This window comes from Marinifilum sp. D714 (assembly GCF_030851345.1).
Classification (GTDB): domain Bacteria; phylum Bacteroidota; class Bacteroidia; order Bacteroidales; family Marinifilaceae; genus Marinifilum.
Map to the genome: position 1 here is coordinate 71759 of NZ_JALPNU010000002.1, position 20333 is coordinate 92091.

Here is a 20333-nt window from a genome sequence, read left to right on the forward strand (position 1 = left end):
TTTTTTCTCAAGTTAGTTAACACTCTTGTAATTTAGAATGGAAGATCATCAGTTTCTTCCTCAACAGAAGTATCGGCAGCAGCTGTTGGCTGAGTCATTTCAGAACTTGCCTGTGGAGCAGCTTCGTTATCACCTTTTCTACCCAACATTTGCATGTTCGAAGCCATAACTTCTGTGATGTATTTTTTATTTCCATCCTGATCTTCCCAAGATCTGGTTCTTAAGCTACCTTCAATATACAATTGCATACCTTTTTTTACGTAGTTTTCAGCAACTTTTGCCAATCCGCGCCAAAGAACAATGTTATGCCATTCAGTTTGGGTAACTTTTTCACCATTTTTGGTATAAGTTTCGCTTGTCGCCAAAGGAAAATTACAAACACTTACATCATTGTCGAAGTATTTTACTTCAGGATCTTTTCCTACATTTCCTACTAGAATTACTTTGTTTACTGACATATGTTTAAATTTTTAGTTAGCAATAGTTTAAAGTTACAAACTTTTATGTTGTATCATAACATATTTAGGGCTTATTTTAAATAACACATTTTAAAATGTGATTATTAATCAATTTAGGGAAAGGGTATTTTTCCGATTCCTTTTTATTTACAAAAATAAACCTTTTAAAATTTTTGATTTCCTCGGCATCAATATCAATATGGATGAATCTGGTATTGATATTTTGATGCGTTAATTTGTGCACGATATTATCACTAATTGATTGTATTACCAAATTGGAAGAATCAAAAATTTCATTCCATTGGTCCGATTGTAATAATTGTACAGTTGAAAGTTCAGCATTACTTTCGATTAGGGGATATTGATACATGTTTTTCCAAATATCTTTTCCCTCTCTTTTTTCAATGGCAAAACGATCTGAACAAGATAGGAACAAATAGTAGAAATATCGATTCTTCGGCTTAATTTGTTTGCTCTTTACAGGCAATTGATCTACCATGTTAGATTTGTATGCAAAACAATTAGAATGAAGAGGACAAATGCTACAATTGGGTGACTTTGGCGTACATTGTAATGCACCAAATTCAATTATCGCTTGATTGTATACTTCAGGCCTTGCATTTCCCATAGTTTCAGTAGCAACATTTTGAAATAACTTTTTCCCTTCACTGCTATCAATTGGAGTTTCTATGCCAAACAATCTTGAAAGCACTCTATAAACATTACCGTCTATTGCCGCATAAGGTAAATTGAACGCGAAAGATGAGATTGCAGCTGCAGTGTATGTGCCAATACCTTTTAAGGCAAGAATTTCTTTATAAGTACTCGGAAATACACCTTTATATGTGGTATGAATTGTTTTTGCTGCAAAATGTAAGTTCCTGGCTCGTGAATAATATCCTAATCCTTGCCATAAATTTAAAACTTCTTGCTCATCAGCTAATGCTAAATCTGTTACAGTTGGAAACCTTTTTGTAAATTTGTAATAATAGTCAATTGCTGTGACAACTCGGGTTTGTTGTAACATGATTTCAGAAATCCATATTAGATATGGATCCTTCGTATTTCGCCAAGGAAGGTCGCGTTTGTTCTCGCAATACCAGTTTATGATTTGGTTATTAAGCATCTCGAAAAAAAATGTATGATTTAATTTTTTTCAAAAATGCGTAAAAATATTTGTTTTCGATTTCGTTAATAACTGGAAATCTTATATATTTGCAATCTGATTTGAGGAAATGATGTTGTAAATAATTGATAATTAAAGATTTTTTAAGAGATGACTAAAGCAGATATTGTTAACGAGATTTCTAAAAACACAGGAATTGAGAAAATTACAGTTCAAAAAACTGTAGAAGCTTTCATGGATACTATTAAAGGTTCATTGGTAAAAGGAAAGAATGTGTATTTGAGAGGTTTCGGAAGTTTTATCGTTAAGAAAAGAGCAGAGAAAACTGCAAGAAACATTTCTAAAAACACTACAATTATAATCCCTGAACACTTTATTCCAGCTTTCAAGCCTGCGAAAACTTTCGTAAGTAAAGTGAAAACTAACGTAAAGTAGTTTTAGATTTTTAAATTCATTAAATAATTCGAAGTTATGCCTAGCGGAAAGAAAAGAAAAAGACATAAGATGGCTACGCACAAGCGTAAGAAAAGACTAAGAAAAAACCGTCATAAGAAGAAGAAATAATTTTCTTATAGCTTGTTTGTAAGAACAAAATAAATAAACCTAAAGAACTTTTTAGTACTTTAGGTTTATCTATTTGTAAGAACTGATTACCTTTAATAAAAATAAGAAGAATTTAAATAGTGAGTAACGAACTTGTAATTGATGTAAACCCTAATGAAATTGTAATTGCTCTACTTAGCAACAAACAATTGGTTGAGTTAACCAGAGAAAAAAGTAATCTTCAATTTGCGGTAGGAGACATATATTTGGGAAAGGTAAAGAAGATTATGCCTGGGTTAAATGCTGCATTTGTTGATGTTGGGTATGAGAAAGATGCATTTTTGCATTATCTGGACCTTGGACATCAATTTCGTTCACTAAACAAATTCTTACAACAGGCCTTGGCACGAAAAGGTCGTAATCTGTCCATCTCTAAAATGAGATTGGAGCAGGATATCGATAAGAATGGTAAAATGTCCGATGTTCTTAAATCGGGGCAGTACATTCTGGTACAGGTTGCCAAGGAACCAATTTCTACAAAAGGACCGAGACTTTGCTCGGAAATATCCATTGCAGGACGAAATATTGTTCTGATTCCTTTTTCTGATAAAGTTTCTATTTCTCAGAAAATCAAATCAACAGAAGAGAAAAGTCGTTTGCGTCAGCTACTTCAAAGCATAAAGCCTAAAAACTATGGGGTTATTGTTAGAACTGTTGCTGAAGGAAAACGTGTTGCTGAATTGGATCAGGAACTTCGATCTTTGGTGGAAAAATGGGAAGGAAGTTTCCAGCATATTAGAGATATGCAACCTCCTAAACTAGTTTTAGGCGAAATGGACAGAACCACTGCAATTTTGCGTGATATATTGAATTCATCGTTCGAAAATATCTATGTAAATGATGCAAGTGCTGCCAAGGATATTAAAAACTACATAGCAGGTATCGCACCTGAAAAATCAAAAATTGTAAAGCATGTTACAGGTGATATGCCGATTTTTGACCAATTGGGTGTTGATAAGCAAATCAAATCTTCATTCGGGAAAACTGTTTCGTTTAAAAACGGAGCTTACCTTATTATTGAACATACCGAAGCTTTCCATGTTATTGACGTGAATAGTGGAAACCGTTCGAAAGCAGGAAACGATCAGGAAACAAATGCTGTTGAGGTGAACCTTGCTGCAGCAGATGAAATTGCTCGTCAGCTTCGCCTTCGCGATATGGGTGGAATTATAGTTGTCGATTTTATTGATATGCATTCAGCTGAGAATCGCCAAAAGGTTTTCGAACGTATGAAAGAGGTAATGGGACTGGACAGAACCAAACACAATATCTTACCTTTGAGTAAGTTTGGTTTGATGCAGATTACACGTCAGCGTGTTCGCCCTGAAATGAACATTGAGATACAGGAAACTTGTCCTACATGTCTTGGTTCAGGAAAAATATCACCAGCTGTATTATTAACCGATCAGATTGAAGAAAAACTAAAATCAGTTGCTGATAGCGGCGAAAAGAAACTAACACTAAAAGTTCATCCGTTTGTTGCAGCATATATCAATAAAGGATTCTGGAAGACATTACGCCGCGAATGGCAATCGAAGCTTGGGATTAAATTGGCGGTAAAAGAAATTCCTTCATACGATTTATTGGGATTTAAGATTTTCGATGACAATAATCAGGAAATCGAACTATAATCATTCTGTAAATACATATTGCAAAATCCTCTTAAATAACTGTTAAGAGGATAATATGGTTTTGTGTAATTTGCTTATAATGCTAATTTTATATGCATTATAGTAAAAAAACTAAACCATATGAAGCAAAAAATTCTCACCTTACTTCTGGGAATACTCCTTACCGGTTTCTTAAGCACACAAGCACAAATTATAGAAACTGTTTCCTGGGAATTTACTACTGAAAAATTAAGTGACACGGAACTTAATCTTGTCTTTAAAGCACAAATAGATCAGGATTGGCATTTGTATTCACAACATTTCGAAGATGGAGGACCGGTTCGATTGAGCTTTACTTTCGAAGAATCGGATAATTATGAACGCATTGGAGAAGTACAAGAAATTACCAAAGCCAAAAAAACTTTCGACGAAATATTCGAAATGGATATCGAATATTTTGAGCATGAAGCAATCTTAAAGCAAAAAATCAAAGTTTTATCCGATAATGAATTTACTGTTACAGGTGAGATGGAATATCAAACCTGTAGAGAAGGAGAATGTGTGTTGTTTACTCCAGATTTTGAGTTTGTCATAAATGAGGGTAGTACACTATCAAGTCGAGTTGATGGAACACCTGTAAAAGCAGAAAAGGAAAAAATTAATGCAATGAAAAATCCAAGAAAGGAATACGCTTCCTTGTGGTCATTGTTTTTCATTGCTTTTACCTTTGGTTTGATAGCTTTACTTACTCCATGTGTGTTTCCAATGATTCCCATGACGGTTTCGTTTTTTATGCATAGTTCAGAGAACAGAAAGAAAGCCATTTTTAATGCAGTGTTTTATGGAGTTTCGATCATTGGTATTTATACCATTATTGGAACCATTGTAGCCATTACTTTAGGAGCTGATTTTGCCAATTGGTTGAGTACGCATTGGATTCCTAATGTCATCTTCTTTGCTATTTTCTTCATTTTTGCCTTTTCGTTTTTTGGAATGTTCGAAATTACAATACCATCATGGTTGGTAAATAAATCGGTAGCAAAAGAGGACCAGGGAGGATTAGCTGGATCATTCTTTATGGCATTTACACTTGTACTGGTCTCATTTTCTTGTACAGGACCTATTGTAGGTTCTATTTTGGTACAATCGGCCGGAGGAGCAGTTTTGGAGCCGATTGTTGGGATGTTTGGATTTTCCTTGGCATTTGCATTGCCATTTACCTTATTTGCCATTTTCCCTTCATGGCTAAATAATCTCCCAAAATCTGGAGGATGGTTGAATTCGGTTAAGGTGGTTTTAGGCTTTTTAGAACTTGCTTTAGGTCTCAAATTTTTAAGTATTGCCGATCAAACTTACCATTGGGGAATTTTAGATAGAGAAGTTTATTTGGGAATCTGGATTGTAATTTTCACTTTAATGGGATTCTACCTTTTGGGTAAATTAAAATTTAGTCATGATAGTGATTTAAAATACATATCGGTGCCAAGATTAATGTTGGCAATTTGTTCATTTTCATTTGTGGTGTACATGATTCCAGGAATGTTTGGAGCGCCTTTAAAGGCGATTTCAGGTTATTTGCCTCCTCAAACCACACAAGATTTTGATATCTCTGCCATAGTACGTGATCAATCGGGTGCTAGTTTTAAAGATGCCAAAAGTGAGATTTGTGAAACACCCAAATACGCTGATAAATTACACTTGCCACATGGCTTACAAGGTTATTTTGATTTTGATCAAGGATTAGCTTGTGCCAAGGAGCAAAATAAGCCTATTTTCATTGATTTTACGGGACACGGTTGTGTAAACTGTAGAGAAATGGAAGCCAATGTTTGGTCTGATGCCAGAGTGCAAAAAGTGCTTCGAGAGGATTATGTGATTATTGCACTTTACGTGGATGATAAGCAGAAATTGCCAGAAGAAGATTGGGTAACTTCCTCCTATGATGGAAAAGTAAAAAAGACATTGGGTAAGAAATATGCCGATTTTCAGATTACCAGATTCGGTGTAAATGCACAACCTTATTATGTGCTTTTGGATCATGATGAAAATACGCTGGTAGAGCCACGAGCATATGACCTGAATGCAGACAGATTCCTTGAGTTTCTAGAGAATGGAAAAAAAGAGTTTGCTAAAAGATGAAATAAGAATTGAATGAAGAAGAACCGGAGCATCAATATGTTCCGGTTTTTATTTGCCTGGTATTTATACTCATTATAAGTTTAAACCGTTCTCTCATTTAAAAAGAATTCCTATTTTTGAAAGTTTGCCTTTCGAAAAAATGGTAAGCCGCTTTAATCTTTTAAAATTTAAATTACGTATGGAAAAATACGATGTGATTATTGTCGGAGCCGGTCCAGCCGGTATTTTTTGTGCTTACGAATTAGTAAAAAATCGAGACGACTTAAAAATCTTAATCCTTGAAAAGGGAAGAGGAATGGACAAAAGATCTTGTCCGAAACACACCAATGGTGGAACATGTGTGCACTGTAAACCTTGTAGCATTACTACAGGTTGGGCAGGTGCAGGTGCATTCTCTGATGGAAAATTGTCTTTATCGCACGAAGTGGGTGGAACTCTTCCTGATTATTTGGGAGTTGAAGAAACCATTGATCTAATTGCTTATACAGATAAGATTTATCTGGAATTTGGTGCAGCTACTGATATTCATGGTGAGAAATTAACTCCTGCTATGGAGAATATTCGTCGCAAAGCCATTGAATCGAATTTAAAATTGGTTCACTGTCCGGTTCGTCACTTGGGAACCGAAAAAGCACAGGATTTGTACAAGCGTTTGTACGAGTATGTAACATCAAAGGGAGTTGAGGTACAGTTTAATTGTGCTGTGGAAAGCTTAATTCTTGAAGGAGATAAAATCCAAGGAGTTAAGAATGGAAAAGGAAGCTATTATGCCGATTTGGTAATGGTTTCGGTTGGTAGAGAGGGGGCTGATTGGCTGATGAAAGAATGTAGCAAAGAAAGTATTTCTACCGAGGTTGGTGTTGTTGATATAGGTGTTCGTGTTGAATGTAGAAACGAAATCATGCAGGATATTAATGAGAATTTTTACGAGGCTAAGCTAATTCACTACACCCAAACTTTTGATGATAAGGTGAGAACTTTCTGTAGTAATCCAGGTGGATTTGTTTCTTCGGAGTATTACGATGGAGATTTAGCAGTTGTAAACGGACACAGCTACAAAGACCTGAAGAGTGATAATACCAACTTCGCACTATTGGTATCGCAGAAGTTTACCGAACCTTTTAAAGCACCAATTGAATATGGTAAGCACATTGCCAGGTTGGCAAACATGCTAACCAATAACCAAATTTTGGTACAAAGATTTGGCGACTTGGTTCGCGGACGCAGAACGACCTCCAATCGATTGTATCGAAATAATATTATTCCAACTTTGAAAGATGCCGTGCCAGGTGATTTGAGTTTGGTATTGCCACATCGTATCCTAAAGGATATCGAGGAGATGATTTATGCTTTGGATAAAGTAACACCAGGTTTGGCTTCTGATGAAACGTTATTGTATGGGGTGGAAGTAAAATTCTATAGCAATATCACGAAAGTGGACGAAAGCTTCCAATCAACATCGGTGAAGAATCTTTACCTTGGAGGTGATGGGGCTGGTATTACACGCGGTTTAATGCAAGCTTCGGTAAATGGAGTAGTAATTGCAAGAGAGTTGCTTAAACAGCTCTAAATTAAATACAGCATATAACTAACAGCTTGGCTGCTAATGCAGCCAAGCTGTTTTTTCAAGTTTATTTGGATTGGAAAAGATAAGTTGCATATAGTGCTGCAAAGTAATTTCACAAGCTCTGGAAAAATTATACAACAAAACTTAAATATTCCTTTTACTTTTTCACAAGTTCCTTATTTAATAAGATAAAAGCACGACTTTCTTCATTGTCAACCATTTTAAAAAAGCTGCAGTTTATGCATCCTAAAAGCTTTTCTTCAATTTCTCCTTGAATACTTTTATTGCATAATGTGCCTTCAATAGTCCAACAACTTCTTCCAGCGTTAGTGCCATTATTTATACCAGAGTTTGCAATTGATGTACTCGCAGGACAAATACCTAATTCATTGGTATTAACACCTCCAATTTCTCTTCCACACTCAAAATATTCCCAACAATTTAATTTTGCCATCTTCTACTATTCCCCCGATCAAAAATAAATATCCTTGCATTAACTCTAATATCAATTTGATAGAGTATACTTATTTTAGGGTAAAACAATCTCTCGTCTAAGAATTTGAACTTTTACTTCCAAAGTTTTTTGATTTCACCATCACTATAGGATTCAAGCTTCAATAGCTCATAAAAAGGATCACCTTCCAGATTTAGCAGATTAGCAAAAGCGGGTTCAGTTTTAACACCTGTTTCTTTCAATTTTACCACTTCTTTATTAAAATCTTCACCTAAAAGTTTTAAAATGCGATCCTCAATCAACATGTGTCGATAAGAATTCTGCGCTACAACCGGATATGCTGAACCAAAAATTTCGATATCGAAACCTTCGTAATTAAACTTGGCAACTACTACCCAATAACCAGCTTTTTCTTTTTGCTCAATTTTAAAATCTTTTTGTTTTCCGTAAATTGATTCCACAACACGTTCAAAACGGTCAGCATCAAAAAACCTACAGGCAATATCCAAATCACTTTCTTTTACTGATATGCCAATTGGAATAGTACCTGTTAAAGTAGGATTGTATTCTGCCAAAGAATCTAAAATTCCAAGTTTGTTCAGGCAATTATAGGCTTTTATCTGAATTGGTGATCCATCTTTTAAATAATTGATATTTCTCCAATCTTTATTGATGTCGCGAAACTGTTCAGCGAGTATTTGTTTGGTATCCTCAACTTTTGAATACTCGAAATTTTTTACTTGGGAGCAACCTGCTATCATTGCAGAAACCTGTTTTTTATCATTCTTTCGATACAAACAGATAATTGGTTTATTGAATTCGGCTGCGCGACCAATTTCGTAGCCAACTCCAAGCGAAGGAGTGGTTACCTCTGCTACCACCACATCAGCTTCCATTACCCATTTTAAATCTCGGTCGTGAATTTCTTCATCTGATAAATTGGTATCCTGAACTTTAGAGCCAATATGCTCTGTTAGCACATTACCATATTTTTTTAATTCATCGATAATCTGTTTGTAGATTTCAGCGTCCTCTTGTCCGCCTCGGATCGATCCTGAGAAGTATATTTTCATAGTGTGTTTTTGTTGTTCTTGTATTTCTTTCGTGTAATTCTAATATAATTGAAATCTGTATATATTCCAATAGTTCAATATTTCTTAAAGTATAATTTCTGCAGAATAAAGCTCCTTTAAAATGGTTTATCGGGATGAGGTAAGACTCTTACCTCAACTGCCTCTTCACATGTTCGGGAATCAAATTTTGTAATCCTTTGGCTTGTGGCGAATTGATATCGATGTATTTCCAATCGCTGGATTTTTTATTGGCAATGGCAACCATAGATCTATGAGCCTTAATGGTAAATGAATTACTTTCCTCGTTGTACTTCACATTTTCTTTACCAAATTCTTGTTCGAATTTAGGTTGAACCAATGCTGATCCTTGCGACATTAAGCCTGAAAGTCTCACCTTAACGATACCATAGTAATGAATCTTACAATATTTCTCGTTACCCGATTCAACAACATCAGAAATTCTGTTGATGGATTTAAAATCGGTAGTCATTTTAACACCCATATTGTCCATTCCTTGCATGACCATGATCATATTGTCCTTGCTCATCATCTCAAAGATTCGAGGATACATCATTTCAGTTACAACATCCCATTGTTTGTTGTTAAAAGCAGTGGTATAACTGATTAAATCTTTCTCGAAAGTACTCTTTAGGTTTTTCTGTGCAAATGCACTGCTTAAAAGCAGAGATAGTATTGTTATTGCAAATAATCGTTTCATGTTGTTTTGTTTTAATTCGCTTGAATATAATAAAAAGGAGCTTGCTGCAGGACTTAAAAGATGTTAAAAATGATAATTTAGAAGAGAAAAGCATGCCAAAATAGAGAACCAGCTTGAGGATAGATTAGTAGAATTCTCACTCATTATGTAAAAGGATTTACACAAGATTAGAGACTTTCATTTTAGCTACATATCCATTCATTCTTCTTACTTACTCATTCATTCTTGTTACTTTTCCATTCATTCTTCCTACTTACACGTTCATTCTTGCTACTTATTCGTTCATATAAGCTACAAATTGATTCCCTTTTTACGAGTTAAAATGTTTTGTTTAAGGTTTATTGTGTAAATCAGATAGTATAAAAAACGACCAACCCCTATAGGAATTGGTCGTTTGTATTTTAAGTAGAAAGTATTACTCTAATCTCATCTTGCAATTGTTGGCGCGAATATTCAATTTCGAGATTGATTTCTTAGAGCCAACTTTTCCTTTTGCAACGTAAGTGTTTTTATCTGCAGTTTCTTCGTTCTTTAAAGTAAAATCATTCGAGTTGTCGAACTTCACCGACTTGTGATTGATTTCGTAATCGATGTTGCAACCTTCCATAAAGCTTAATCCAATATGGCCATATTTAGAATCTAGCTTAATGAAAGAGAACATGTTGTTAATGTTGAAAACATTGATGTGACCGAATTTTAATTCGTAGTCAATTTCGTCACCCAATTGAGCAATTTCAAATTTGGTAAAGTTCGAAGTACCGTATAGTGTTTCAATCTCTTTTACATCAAATTTATCGCGTGCCGATTTAATGTTTAGGTTGTCGATTACCTGAATGTTGTATTCAGAATCGCGGCTTTCTCCCGAGATTTTATCAGCATTCTCAATTTTAATTTCAGAACCAGTAGCATCCAATTCTGTGATTGCAAGCTGATTGATTTTTGCATTTACATTAGAAAACTTTAAACTGTTGTTGCCATTTAAGCTATTAGCGGTGAAGTTTCCACCATTTTGATCCAAGGTAAACTTGGCATTGTGATCGTCCAGAAATACATCACCATCTTTCTGAATGATTTCAAGATTTACAGAAGCAGGCATTTGCACTGTGTACGAAATTTTAATTTTACCCTTGTTGAACAATGAGTTGGTTAATTTCCTGAGGGAAAAGAAATCTCCCAAAACCGTTTGAGCTACCAACTGCTGACCTCCCTCAGTAAAATCGATATTGATGTTCTCAACCATGGTAGCATTTTTATCTTCTTTTGATCCGTCAACCGCGATTAGAACTTCGAAATGAATTTCATCTTTATCCCAATTCTTAATCTGGACTTTTCCGTAATGGGCATCTATTTTTAGGTTCTCAACAGACTTGAATGTCTTTTCAATTTTCTTGTGTTTTGCTGCGCTAAGCGTCCCGCTCATCATGCAAACCGTAAGTAAGGCAAGTAATAATCGATACATATTGTGTGAAATTTTAGTTTTTTAATAGTTCATTCAAAATTAATGGAATTAAAACTTTCTGCCTGATAATCGATGCGTATAAGTACGAATTTTAACAAAGATTAAGAGAAGAATGGCAAAAAACAGGCAAGTTCGACCAATGTAATCTCCATGCTCAGAATAGAAAGTTTTAGCACTTAATAAACTCAGATTTCCGCTAAGTATTGTTTTGTTCCACCAACTTGTTTTAGCAATTATCGTGCCTTTAGAGTTGATATGAGCAGAAATTCCATTGTTTGCAACGCGAATATAATCGCGACGATTTTCAATGGCTCTAATGCGGCTAAAGTTAAAATGATGCAGATAACCAGGAGTATTTTTCCACCAGCCATCGTTGGTAATCATGCAAATAAATCCAGCTGTTTCAGGAATACGTCTTGCACAGTAGTCACCAAAAATAGATTCGAAACAAACCACAGGCACAATTGCAGTTGAATCGGCCATAAAGTAATCCGTTTCATTTCTACTGCTGTAGGTTCCATTGTAACCACCTAATTCAAGAGAATATTTATCTAAGAATCCCAGGTATTTATCGAAAGGAATTCTCTCAAACATGGGAACCAATTTGGTTTTGTGGTAGAACTGAGGAATAGAATCGCTGATTAAAAGTGCTGAGTTGAATGATTCATCATCAATCTTACTGTGAACTCCAATCAGAAAATTTGTTTTTGGATATTTCTCTTTTAAGTTGACAAGTTGTTGATAATAAACTGAAGAATTGGGCTGCTTTTCATTAATTGCCTGAAGAATTAACGTTTCTGGTCCAAACAGATAATCAGGCTGTAATGCTTTACAAATAGAATCAGTCAATCCAATAAATTTGTTAAAATGGATTGCTTGATTTTCGGGAACAAACTTCTCGGTATAAGGGTCGAGATTGGGTTGAATTAATGCAAATGTTCGATTGTCTGATATGTTTTCAGGATTGATGTCATTTTTAATGGAAGAATATAGAAGAGGGATTCCAAATAAGATCAATAAAATGAATACTTGCGAATAGCGAAAGTCCTTTTCTCGTCGGATGATTTCAAAGATGCAGAAGTTGATGAGGATGATCCACAAACTACCACCTCTGGTACCAGTGTATTCATACCATTGTATCCATGCAGGAGCAGAGGCGAACGCATTGCCCAGGTTTAACCAAGGCCAGGCCAAATCCCACTGTGTATGAAAATATTCAAAACCTAGCCAAATAATCAGAAATGGAATAAGTATTGAAATTCGCATGGTCTGCCTTGCTTTACTGATCAACCAAAATATCAGCGCAAGCAGCATTGAATTTATTAAAATGATGAGAGTAACTCCTAAAATATGTGCTTGTGCCACCCACCAATAAGCCATTGCATTCCAAACTGTAATACTTAGAAATGTGTAGTTGAAAAGTAAATATGGATTGTGATGCTTTTTAAGCCTTTCTTCCAGAAACAGTAATGGAATCCATGCAAATAGTATCAGGAAAAAAAGTGATGGTATACAAAACGGAATTCCAAGAAGAATTCCTGAACTTAAGGCAAGAAGAATGTTTTTATTCACAATTATCGGTGTGTTAGGTTAACTCCCACTAAGATAATGATAATTGATGCGATTTGTGCCAATGAAATTTGATCTCCTCCGATTACAATTCCCCAGAAAATTGCCACTATGGGAATAAGATAGGCAATGGAAGCTGCAAAAACGTGCGACGATTGTTTAATGAGGCGATTGTAAAATATTACTCCTGCAAAAGTTAGTAAGGCCAATAGGGTAAGCATTAAAGCACTGTTGGTAAAATTTTCAGCTGCCAATGGTGCGCTGAGATCTGTAAATGCCAAATAAGAACCTGCCATAGGTCCAACAAAAAGGAATGCCAAAGATGCAATTTCGGTACCTGTAAGTTTTGGTAAGGCAAAGCTTATAATGTTAATACTGGTAGCAACCGAAACCATTGCCATAAAAACATAGAAAATCCCCAGTAAATGGGTTGTTCCATGAGACTCACCGGAAAAGATGATGATTAATGTTCCTGTGAAACCAAGTAAAATACCTCCGATTATTTTTATGTTGGTTTTGTTTTTAAATAATAGGATTGCCATTAACAAAGTGATTGTTGGCAGCATGGCAGTTAGCATACCAGCAATTGAGGAGCTGATTAAGGTTTGAGCTTTGGCAAAAAAGTAGGAGGGACCAATGTTACCAGTCAATCCCGATAATATCAAAGGAATGATATTATCCTTACCAAGCTTTTTAAAATTCTTAAATATTAATGGAAGAAACAGTAAAAAAGACAGGAAAACCTGAAAGGCAGCAACCTGATCGTGGCTAAAACTTTCTAAGGCAATTTCCCTTAAAATATATGGGCTACCCCAAATGAATGATACCAATAAGAGTAAAAGCCAGTTGCTTTTTTTGTTTGATCCTTCCATAAGTATTTAAGAGACTTTATACTATTCCTTTTCTTCTTCGAAAGCTTTGTACTTGGCAGTTAAATCTGAGATTAACTGGCTAAAAGTTGTAACAGCAGCAATCGTTTCTTTCGAGATTTCTTTTTGTTGAAGTTTTAGCATTAAAATGCCATATAAAGCAGTAAGACAAACTTCAATGTCGTTATTTTCTTCTTTTGCTTGAGATTTTTGGCGAAATTCAGCAATGTTACCAGCTGCTTTTTCGAATAATCCAATGTAAGCGGTGTCCTTTTTGTTATTCAAAAGGTGTAAGTGAAAATCGAATAGTTCATTTACATTGTTTTTTAGGATTTGTAAATGTCCACGTTCTTCCACTTTTTCAATTTTCATCATTTCAATCAAGTTTTCGTACCAGGCTCTAATTTCCTGATGCTTTTCATCATCTTGTTTGAACTGAGAAATGATGTTTTTATCAACAGCTTCGATGTCGAATTTATAAGCTCTTAAAATATCTTCAACTTGCCACATGTATAAAATGTACTCGGCCAAGTTCGTTTTTCTTTTTTCCTGTGCTATGATCATGATACGGTTATCAGTTAACAATTAACAGTTATCAGTCAACAGTTATTACTGCTCACTGTTCATTGTATTATTATCCTTTTTTCAATTTATCTATCAATCTTCGTTCTAATTTTGTAGGACGACCTGCTCCTCTTTGGCGTTGTTCGAAACCATAGGTTTTGGTTGCATTTAGCAAATCCAATTGGTCTTGTGCGGTAATGTCCTCTACAAAATCAACTGCCAATTTAGCCGACATTCTTTTGCCAGATATTGCTTTAACACGATAACTTCGAATAATGGGAGGAACGCGAATGTCGATTTTTTCGTTCAATTTTACTTCTCTCGAAGGCTTAATTGTAACACCATCTATGCTTACCTTTCCTTTTTTACAAGCTTCGGCGGCCATACTGCGGGTTTTAAAAATTCGAACTGCCCACATCCATTTGTCAACTCTTACCTTATCGTCCATGTCTTGTAGTCTATTTCCCTTTTTTCTTGGTGTTATATGCCGTCATGGTTCTTTGAATTCCAATTGTACTCATTCCTTTGATCATGTTGATACAGATTTTGTATAGGTCAGGTAGTTTTTCGGATTCTTCTTCGGTCCATTTTCCCAAAACATAGTCTACTTGCTGTCCTTTGTGAAAATCATCGCCAATGCCAAAGCGAAGGCGGGCATAGTTTTGATGGCCTAAAGTTGCATTGATGTGCTTCAACCCATTGTGCCCAGCATCACTACCTTTTGGTCTTAAACGCAAAGTTCCAAATGGCAAGGCAAGATCATCTACCAGGACCATCATGTTTTCAACTGGAATTTTCTCTTTCTGTAACCAGTAATTAACAGCTTTCCCACTGAGATTCATGTAAGTGCTTGGTTTTACAAGAATATAGGTTCTGCCTTTAAATTTATATTCGCACATTGCTCCGTAACGAGCATCTTTAAATTCAATTTTTGCAGTTTCTGCAAGTGCATCCAAAATGCTAAAACCAATATTGTGTCGGGTGTTGTGATATTCTGCACCAATATTTCCTAAACCCACAACCAGATATTTCATTGGATCAAATTTTTTATCCCTATAGGAGGAATTTTTTTTCCTCAATAATTTTTTCAGGAACTGTATCATAACAAATCCAAAGTTAGAATAATTGTTTAAATCTATGGATGTGTTCGATATCAGAATTAAGCTTAAAACCTGAGTTCGATTAAAAATATCCATCACGGAAAGTCAGATTTATTTAAGATTTGCATTAAAAAATCTGAAAGAATATCGGGATATTTTAAAGAGTTTTTAATGTGAAGATTGGATGAAGCTGACTTTTTCAAAGAATTTGACTGCTTTTGGCATAAATTCCCTCAAATCCCCTTGAAATATCTCGATATTCCTTTGAAAATTTGAGAAAATTTCTACTCAAAACCAGTGCAAACTGTGATAATATTTTTAACCAAACTCAGGTTTATAAAAAACCTCCCAAACCTTAAAGGTAGGGAGGTTATATTTTTTATCTGAGAATAAATTATTCTGCAGCAGCAGCCTGAGCAGCAGCACGAGCAGCTCTTGTAAGCTTAACTTGTACAACTACGGCATTTTTAGCATTCAATAATTCTAGGTTATCGAAAGCAAGTTCTCTAATCTGAGTACTCTTACCAAGACCTAAGTCAGTTACATTGATAGGTAAGAATTCAGGAAGATCTTTCATTAAACCTTTAACTTTTAGTTTTCTCAAGTTAACTGCCAATTTACCACCGGCCTGAACACCTTTCGCGAATCCTTCAACCTTAATTGGAATCTGAACTTCGAAAGCTTTGTCTTCGAATACTTCGTAAAAATCAGCGTGGATAGCTTTATCAGTAGTAGCGTGGAATTGAACTTCTCTCAATACTGCTGTTAACTCTTTTCCTTCGATATCGAATTTTACGATGAAAGTTTCTGGAGTGTAAAGCAATTTGTTGATGTCTTTCTCGCTAACTGCAAAGTGGATGTTTTCTTCACCACCGTACAATTCACAAGGAACCATTTCTTCTCTACGTAAAGCTTTAGTCGCTTTTTTTCCTAAGTCAGTTCTTAAAGAACCTTTTAATTCTAATGTTCTCATTTGAAAATAATTATTGTGCTACTCAATACCAATATCGTCACCCGGTAAAAAGGTTCAATTGATATCCCATCACACGTTTATAATAATTTTACCTAAAATCGGCGCAAAGATAATAATTATAAAATAAAATTGGAACTGATTGATTCGCAATTGTAAACATTCAATATTGTTTTTGCGAAAATATCAGCAATACTTAATGATTTAATCTTGCCAGATTCTTCTTTTAATGGAATTGAGTTGGTAAAAATCACCTCTTCCAATGAGGAATTTTCGATTCTTTCGTAAGCAGGACCTGAAAGAACAGCGTGAGAAGCAATTGCTCTAACACTTTTTGCTCCTTTTTCTTTCAACATATCAGCGGCTTTGGTAATTGTTCCTGCTGTATCGATCATATCATCAACAATCACAACATTTTTTCCATTAACTTCACCAATCGCTGTCATTTCACCTACAACATTAGCTTTTTCTCTTCTTTTGTGACAAATCGCCATGTCAGCATGCAAATATTTCGCATACGCATGTGCTCTTTTACTACCACCCATATCAGGAGAAGCAACTACAAGATTATCAAGCTTTAATTCTTCTACATATGGAAGAAGAACTGATGAACCATAAAGGTGATCAACTGGAACATCAAAGAATCCCTGAATTTGATCTGCATGTAAATCCATTGTCATCACACGGTCAACACCTGCAGCCATTAATAGGTTTGCCACCAATTTAGCTCCAATTGCTACTCTTGGGCGATCTTTTCTATCCTGACGAGCAAAACCAAAGTAAGGAATAACTGCACATACTTTGTAAGCCGAAGCTCTTTTTGCAGCATCAATCATCAATAGAAGTTCCATCAAATTATCTGTCGGAGGATAAGTTGACTGAACGATAAAAACATGAGCTCCACGAACTGTTTCTTCGTAAGCAGTTTCAAATTCTCCATCACTGAATCTAATAATGCTAGACTCTCCAACACTTAAACCTGCAGCTTCTGCAATTTTAGCAGCTAGGTGTTCGCTGTTCGAGCCAGCAAAGATTTTAATCGGGGCTTTCATTAAAGTATTATTTGTTTATAAATCAGATATGTTTTATTGTGCAAATTTAAAAATTATTGCTGCAAAAAAATGAATTAAATCCTTTAACAGCAAATATTTTGACCAATTGATTTCTATAGGGTTTACACCTATTTAAAATAAAAAGAAGATATCTTTAGCAGAGATCTTCCTTGAATTTATTTTACGGTATTATTCCCGTGTCATCTTAATTGTTTCTTCGATATAATTTAAAATTTCATCTTTGCCTAAACCATTAGATGATGAACTAATAAAATATGGGGGCATTTCTTCCCATGTTTCAAGCATTACTTTTTTATAAGTTTCAATGCTTTCACCAAGTTTTCGTTTTGTTAGTTTGTCAGCTTTGGTAAAGATGATTGAAAAAGGAATTCCGTTAATACCCAGCCACTCCATAAATTCAGTATCCTTTGACTGAGGCTCATGACGCGAATCAACGAGTACAAAAAGGTTTACCAAATTTGGTCTGCTCTCGATGTATTTAAATATTAATCTTGAGAAACGCTGTTTCGTGTTTTTTGCAACTTTTGCGAATCCGTATCCTGGTAAATCTACCAAATACCACTCCTTATTTATTAAGAAATGATTTACTAACTGTGTTTTACCTGGTTTCGAAGATGTTTTTGCCAGATTTTTATTGTTGGTAATCATATTGATTAATGATGATTTTCCAACATTCGAACGCCCTATAAAGGCATACTCTGGCTTATCTGGCTTGGGACATTTTTTAACATCCGAGTTAGACATTACGAATTCTGCTGCAGTAATATTCATTGGTTCTCCGTTTTCGTGCGCAAAGGTATACAGATTCTTAAATTTTCCGAAATAAATTCATTCTTGTTTCAATAAAATAAAAAACCTCTTCTCCATTTAGCAGAGAAGAGGCCATTTTTATTTAATGAGTTTTACTTGATGTAAACTTCAAGAATTTCAGTTTTTCCCTTAGGGAATAGAATAACATTTTCGAGTGCTGCAGGAATTAAAACAGTTTCACCTTTGGCAACTTCTGTAGTAATTCCATCTTCACTTTCGATGGTAAAATTACCATCCAAACACATGTAAATTACAAATGAGTCTAATTGAGAATAATCTTTTTCGATTTGCTTATCGAACTCAAGTGTGTTGGTTGTAAAGTATGGACAACGCACCAATTCTTGAGTCTTGTTGATTTCTGTTTCGTAATCAGTTCTGTATTTTTTCTCAAAACTATAGTCGATAGCATCAACAGCCAATTCAGTATGCAATTCTCTTGGATTTCCTTGATCATCGGTTCTGTTCCAATCGTACATACGATAGGTAACATCAGAAGTTTGTTGGATTTCGGCCAATAAAATACCTTTTCCAATGGCATGAACTCTACCTGCAGGAATAAAGAAACAACTTCCTTTTTTAACTGGTTCGTTGTTTAGGATTTCCTCCAGTTTGCCTTCTTCCAATTTGGAAACATACTTTGCCTTATCAACTTCCTGGTTGAAACCTACGATTAATTCAGATCCTTTATCGGCTTCAATCACATACCACATTTCGGTTTTTCCAAAGGCATTGTGTCTCTCTTTCGAGAGTTCATCATCTGGGTGCACTTGAATTGATAGTACATCATTGGCATCGATAAATTTAATCAACAATGGAAATTCCATTCCAAATTGGTCATATACTTTATCACCCACCAGGTCGCCCATATAAACTTCAATAAGCTCCTCTAGATTATTGCCTGCAAGATTACCATTGCTCACAACAGAAATATCTCCTTCAACTCCCGATATTTCCCAACTTTCTCCAGCGTTTGGAAGAGGAGAAAAGTCTTTGTTTAAAACTGTTTTTAATTTGCTGCCACCCCAAATTTTATCTTTTAGGATTGGCTGAAATTTTAAAGGATACAAACTCATTTTTGTACAATTAAATAATTTGATTGATGTTTATGTGGCTTTTGGGATTACTAAAATTCGTAATCAATAACTTTTCGGTCAATTGCCATTTCTTTAATCACTTCAGCTGCTTTAACATGGTCTGGATGTTGAGCATATACCGATAAGGCATCCAGATTTTCAATGTCAACATTAACAATAAAATCATATGAAGCATCTGATTTTAATTGATCGAAGCCGATTTGTAGAAATTTGATTTCGGGAATTTTATTCTCTAAACCGTCAAATGCGTTTACTAATTTCTCCTGATAAGCTTTCTCCTTCTCTTCCGACTCGAAAGCCTTGAACTTAAACATTGCAATGTGTTTGATCATTTCAATTCTTTTTTAAATAATTAGTAATTTGCTTGCCGAATTATTGCAAAAGTATCAATTTTGCAGCAAACATCTAAATATCATACAACATGTTGATTATTGGAATTGCAGGAGGTACCGGATCGGGAAAAACTACAGTTGTCAGAAAAATAATAGAGAAACTGCCACAGGGTGAAGTGGCTGTATTGCCACAGGATTCTTACTATAGAGATAATGCTGATATGCCGCTTGAAGAGCGTCAGGAAATAAATTTTGATCATCCACGATCGGTTGAATTTGAGTTGTTGGTGGAGCACATTAAAAAACTTAAGAATGGAGAAGCGATTGATCAACCGATTTATTCTTACCTAACCTGTTTGCGTTCTGATGAAACCATTAAGGTAGAACCTAAAGAAGTGGTGATTGTTGAAGGGATTTTGGCTTTAACACAACCAGAACTTCGTGATTTAATGGATTTGAAAATATTTGTTGATTGCGATGCAGATGATCGATTAAATCGTGTGATCAAAAGAGATATTGTTGAAAGAGGAAGATCGGTAAATAAAGTGTTGGATCGTTATGAAAAAACGGTAAAACCAATGCATTTGCAATTTATTGAACCATCAAAAAGATATGCAGACATTATTGTTCCTCAAGGAGGAAATAATGTAGTTGCCATTAATATTCTTACCCATTTTATTGAGAAGAATTTAATTGTAAAACTATAATTGTTAATAAGATATTTAAAGGAGACTTTGTTTGAGTC

The 20333-nt window shown here is 35.0% G+C and carries 21 protein-coding genes; 5 read left to right on the plus strand and 16 right to left on the minus strand.

All coding sequences use genetic code 11. The annotated features are described in order from the left end of the window. Positions 1-32: 32 nt before the first annotated feature. Positions 33-458: a single-stranded DNA-binding protein gene (locus M0051_RS02185; RefSeq protein WP_120238592.1), complete on the minus strand. Its 426-nt coding sequence runs from the start codon at positions 456-458 to the stop codon at positions 33-35. 76 nt (positions 459-534) lie between these two features. Then, on the minus strand, positions 535-1584 hold the full coding sequence (gene mutY, locus M0051_RS02190) for an A/G-specific adenine glycosylase (protein WP_306739894.1): 1050 nt from the start codon (positions 1582-1584) through the stop codon (positions 535-537). A 150-nt stretch (positions 1585-1734) separates the two neighbouring features. On the opposite strand from mutY, the gene M0051_RS02195 reads away from it, so the two are divergent. The 4 genes from M0051_RS02195 (at position 1735) to M0051_RS02210 (ending at position 7506) form a co-directional block, all read left to right on the plus strand. Beyond that, on the plus strand, positions 1735-2019 hold the full coding sequence (locus M0051_RS02195; protein WP_054714163.1) for an HU family DNA-binding protein: 285 nt from the start codon (positions 1735-1737) through the stop codon (positions 2017-2019). A gap of 248 nt (positions 2020-2267) precedes the next feature. Further along, positions 2268-3818 carry an Rne/Rng family ribonuclease gene (locus M0051_RS02200; RefSeq protein WP_306739895.1) on the plus strand — a complete coding sequence of 517 codons (1551 nt, stop codon included), beginning with the start codon at positions 2268-2270 and terminating at the stop codon, positions 3816-3818. A gap of 120 nt (positions 3819-3938) precedes the next feature. Further along, positions 3939-5936 carry a cytochrome c biogenesis protein CcdA gene (locus M0051_RS02205; RefSeq protein WP_306739896.1) on the plus strand — a complete coding sequence of 666 codons (1998 nt, stop codon included), beginning with the start codon at positions 3939-3941 and terminating at the stop codon, positions 5934-5936. Positions 5937-6114: 178 nt separating this feature from the next. Beyond that, a complete protein-coding gene (locus tag M0051_RS02210; RefSeq protein ID WP_306739897.1) occupies positions 6115-7506 on the plus strand; it encodes an NAD(P)/FAD-dependent oxidoreductase in 1392 nt (463 codons plus the stop codon). A gap of 154 nt (positions 7507-7660) precedes the next feature. Here M0051_RS02210 and M0051_RS02215 read toward each other — a convergent pair whose 3' ends face one another. From M0051_RS02215 to M0051_RS02280, 14 genes are all read right to left on the minus strand, one after another. Continuing rightward, a complete protein-coding gene (locus tag M0051_RS02215; protein ID WP_306739898.1) occupies positions 7661-7957 on the minus strand; it encodes a two-CW domain-containing protein in 297 nt (98 codons plus the stop codon). Positions 7958-8070: 113 nt separating this feature from the next. Next, positions 8071-9030, minus strand: a complete 960-nt coding sequence (locus M0051_RS02220) for a DUF4269 domain-containing protein (protein WP_306739900.1) — start codon at positions 9028-9030, stop codon at positions 8071-8073. Between the two features lie 148 nt (positions 9031-9178). After that, entirely contained in the window at positions 9179-9748 is a 570-nt protein-coding gene (locus tag M0051_RS02225) for a hypothetical protein (RefSeq protein WP_306739901.1), read from the minus strand. A gap of 415 nt (positions 9749-10163) precedes the next feature. Continuing rightward, positions 10164-11207 (minus strand): hypothetical protein, encoded by a 1044-nt coding sequence (locus M0051_RS02230; RefSeq protein WP_306739902.1) that lies wholly within the window; start codon positions 11205-11207, stop codon positions 10164-10166. 48 nt (positions 11208-11255) lie between these two features. Further along, positions 11256-12779 (minus strand): apolipoprotein N-acyltransferase, encoded by a 1524-nt coding sequence (lnt, locus tag M0051_RS02235; RefSeq protein WP_306739903.1) that lies wholly within the window; start codon positions 12777-12779, stop codon positions 11256-11258. A 2-nt stretch (positions 12780-12781) separates the two neighbouring features. Further along, positions 12782-13648 (minus strand): DMT family transporter, encoded by an 867-nt coding sequence (locus tag M0051_RS02240; RefSeq protein WP_306739904.1) that lies wholly within the window; start codon positions 13646-13648, stop codon positions 12782-12784. A 21-nt stretch (positions 13649-13669) separates the two neighbouring features. Further along, positions 13670-14209 (minus strand): DUF4924 family protein, encoded by a 540-nt coding sequence (locus M0051_RS02245; protein ID WP_306739905.1) that lies wholly within the window; start codon positions 14207-14209, stop codon positions 13670-13672. Positions 14210-14279: 70 nt separating this feature from the next. After that, on the minus strand, positions 14280-14657 hold the full coding sequence (locus tag M0051_RS02250) for an RNA-binding S4 domain-containing protein (protein WP_306739906.1): 378 nt from the start codon (positions 14655-14657) through the stop codon (positions 14280-14282). Positions 14658-14667: 10 nt separating this feature from the next. After that, entirely contained in the window at positions 14668-15243 is a 576-nt protein-coding gene (pth, locus tag M0051_RS02255; protein ID WP_306739907.1) for an aminoacyl-tRNA hydrolase, read from the minus strand. A 460-nt stretch (positions 15244-15703) separates the two neighbouring features. Continuing rightward, the gene (locus tag M0051_RS02260; RefSeq protein ID WP_306739908.1) at positions 15704-16282 is read right to left on the minus strand and encodes a 50S ribosomal protein L25/general stress protein Ctc; all 579 of its coding nucleotides are present in this window, start codon (positions 16280-16282) and stop codon (positions 15704-15706) included. 116 nt (positions 16283-16398) lie between these two features. Then, positions 16399-17319, minus strand: a complete 921-nt coding sequence (locus M0051_RS02265; RefSeq protein WP_373568298.1) for a ribose-phosphate pyrophosphokinase — start codon at positions 17317-17319, stop codon at positions 16399-16401. Between the two features lie 201 nt (positions 17320-17520). Continuing rightward, a complete protein-coding gene (gene yihA, locus M0051_RS02270; protein ID WP_306739911.1) occupies positions 17521-18123 on the minus strand; it encodes a ribosome biogenesis GTP-binding protein YihA/YsxC in 603 nt (200 codons plus the stop codon). Positions 18124-18254: 131 nt separating this feature from the next. Beyond that, positions 18255-19235: a type I phosphomannose isomerase catalytic subunit gene (locus tag M0051_RS02275; RefSeq protein WP_306739912.1), complete on the minus strand. Its 981-nt coding sequence runs from the start codon at positions 19233-19235 to the stop codon at positions 18255-18257. Between the two features lie 50 nt (positions 19236-19285). Then, positions 19286-19588 carry a Dabb family protein gene (locus tag M0051_RS02280; protein WP_306739913.1) on the minus strand — a complete coding sequence of 101 codons (303 nt, stop codon included), beginning with the start codon at positions 19586-19588 and terminating at the stop codon, positions 19286-19288. 89 nt (positions 19589-19677) lie between these two features. On the opposite strand from M0051_RS02280, the gene udk reads away from it, so the two are divergent. Then, positions 19678-20295: a uridine kinase gene (gene udk, locus M0051_RS02285; protein ID WP_306739914.1), complete on the plus strand. Its 618-nt coding sequence runs from the start codon at positions 19678-19680 to the stop codon at positions 20293-20295. Positions 20296-20333 lie beyond the last annotated feature (38 nt).